The 2,828-nt window shown below is 43.8% G+C and carries 1 protein-coding gene; it reads left to right on the top strand.

Going from position 1 to position 2,828, the window contains the following annotated elements; all coding sequences use genetic code 11:
* Positions 1–836 precede the first annotated feature (836 nt).
* Positions 837–2,651, top strand: coding sequence for an FMN-binding glutamate synthase family protein (locus tag EI164_RS15470; RefSeq protein WP_192520852.1), 1,815 nt, complete (start codon positions 837–839; stop codon positions 2,649–2,651).
* Positions 2,652–2,828 lie beyond the last annotated feature (177 nt).

The following is a 2,828-nucleotide window of genomic DNA, read 5'->3' as shown; positions in this document are numbered from 1 at the left end:
CGTATCAGCAAGCATTTAATCTAAACGGCAGTTACACAGAATTCGGGATGGTCTCCTTAAAAATTTTAATAAAATCAATATCTTAATATACGTGTATCGTTCCGGCTCCGGGTACCATTATATTAAAAGGCTTCCAAGCAATTGGAAGCCTTTTTCTTATGCTATAACCTCTATTATCAAACTGAATCTCTTCTTAAAACCCTTCAAGCTGATGATCATACTTCTAGGCTGTGTTTTTTTCAGAACCACTCTTTCTAAATTATAAACAATTTCATGTTGATTCTTAGTCTAAGCCATATCAATGCCAACAAAAAACACTCTGTACTCAATTATCTCTAAGCCGTGATATCATAAGCCTACAATATGCGCGTTAATTATAAGTTAAGATAAATATTATTTGCTCTCGGTATCATAAATATTGGTACTTGAGACATACTATCTTATCTTTAGGGCGTGTTGAACATTCAAATGTGGTGCTGGCAGTGACTATTTTTTAGACAATATGCAGTGAAATTTTTGATGCCTAGTCATTCTAGGTTAAACAATTTCGCCATGTATTGGCAAAAAAGAGTACTGCCCTCCACTCGAGCATAGCTCTCGCCTTGCAAACGGGCAAAGCAGTGCTTTGCTGGATCCGTTCTCAAGGCTGATGCTAAAATGCTTCCAAACATTTTTGCAAACGTTGTTACAAGCCTAGTTAAGGTCTCGACATTATCGTCGTCTCGCGCCTAGTTTGGCTCAATTTTAGCGATCAGCAGCCCTAATATTTGAATGTTCAACACGCCCTAATAATTATCGCGTTTTTTAATTTCTTTGTTTTACAGCCGAGCCTCGCTATGCCCCAATCTCGTACCGATTTAAATCCTGAACCAAAAAGCAATCTGCCTTATTTAACAGGCGTCCTACTACGCTATAGCACCTTTGTTGCCGCAATTTTTTTGCTATTAGCAGGGTTGCTATTGCTAAACTGGTGGCTGATTCTCATTGGTGCGTTTGGAGTGGGTTTGGGCATTTACGATATCGTCCAGTCCAAGCATGCCATCTTGAATAACTACCCTATCGCAGGACATGTTCGTTACGTGCTGGAGGACTTTCGCCCCGAGATTCGTCAGTACTTGTTAGAGGATGACAAAGAACAAGTACCGTTTTCGCGCCAACAGCGTGCTTTGGTTTACCAGCGTGCTAAAAACGTCAGTGATACCAATGCGTTTGGTACGTTAGACAATTTATACACCAATGGTAAAGAATGGTTCTTACAGTCAGCGGTCAGCCAACCGCTAAAAAATAAAGACTTTAAAATTATGGTTGGCGGTGAGCGTTGTCAGCAGCCGCATGAGATGTCAGTATTTAATATCTCAGCGATGAGCTTTGGCAGCCTATCAGCCAATGCCATTATGGCACTCAATCAAGGCGCAAAAATCGGCGGCTTTACCCATGATACGGGTGAAGGTGCGATCAGCCCTCACCATCGTAAGTTCGGTGGCGATTTGATTTGGGAGCTGGGTACAGGCTACTTTGGTTGCCGCGATGCCAATGGCGATTTTGATGCACAGTCTTTCGCCGAAAAAGCCGTCGATCCGCAAGTAAAAATGATTGAGATTAAACTCTCACAAGGCGCCAAACCAGGTAAAGGTGGCGTACTACCAGCGGAGAAAATCACTCAAGAGATTGCTGATACCCGTCAAGTACCTACTGGGCAAGATTGCATCTCACCTTCTTCGCACACCGCCTTTAGCACACCACTTGAGCTGGTTGCTTTTTGGCAGCAGTTACGTGAGCTATCAGGTGGTAAACCTGTCGGCTTTAAGCTCTGTATCGGTCAGCCGTGGCAGTTTATGGCGATTGTCAAAGCCATGATTGAAACTGACAACTACCCTGACTTTATCGTCATTGACGGTGCTGAAGGTGGCACTGGTGCTGCCCCTGTCGAATTTATGGACAATGTTGGCATGCCGATGGTTGATGGGTTTTTATTGGTTCATAACACCCTAGTCGGCGCAGGTATTCGTGACAAGGTCAGACTGGGCGTAAGCGGCAAAATCGTCTCTGGTTTTGATATCGCTCGTATGATTGCCTTGGGTGCAGATTGGTGTAACTCCGCACGCGGATTTATGTTTGCAGTCGGCTGTATCCAGTCGCGCTCATGCCATACCAATACTTGCCCAACAGGGGTCGCGACCCAAGATCCTTACCGTCAAAAAGCCCTAGATGTGCCAAGCAAAGCAGAACGCGTCGCAAGCTTTCACAAAAACACCCTCAAATCACTTGCCAGCATCGTTGGCGCAGTCGGCTTGCAGCATCCAAGCCAGCTACAGCCTTATCATATTGCGCGTCGTTTAGAAGACGGACAGATTAAACTGCTATCGAAGTTCTTTTATTTCACCGATAAAGGCGCACTACTTAATCAAAGCGCCCGTGCAGACGTGTTTAATCAAATGTGGGTCATGGCGACGGCGGATAGCTTCCTTGCTGACAATGACGCATTGATTGCTTACAATGAGGACTCACGCGATACGGGCAAAACAACTGAAGCGCCAACCTTAGAAGCGGGCGATCAAGCAGCAGACGATCAGACAGATCGTAACCCTGCTGGTATTATGATAGGTAATGTCAATAATACCTTTCGCGATTTTCCACCTAGCAGTGATTAAAAGCTAGTGGCTAAAAACGAGTAACTAAAGAGCAGCAACTAAAAACTGATGACTAACCTCATGAGTGATCAACCTTATGTAGGTCACGACCACTGATATTTTTTATTATAAAAGATCTATAATAGACCTCTTGCAAAAGTAGTTGTAAGACACAAAGTATATTATTGAACTCTACTT

Source organism: Psychrobacter sp. FME13, from assembly GCF_014861395.1.
Taxonomy (GTDB): Bacteria; Pseudomonadota; Gammaproteobacteria; order Pseudomonadales; family Moraxellaceae; genus Psychrobacter.
The sequence above is the reverse complement of the archived record's forward strand: the minus strand, read 5'-3'. Positions and strand labels throughout refer to the sequence as shown.

Coding starts and splice junctions, on each gene's coding strand:
- EI164_RS15470 (WP_192520852.1), top strand. CDS start 837: ATGCCCCAATCTCGTACCGATTTAAATCCTGAACCAAAAAGCAATCTG.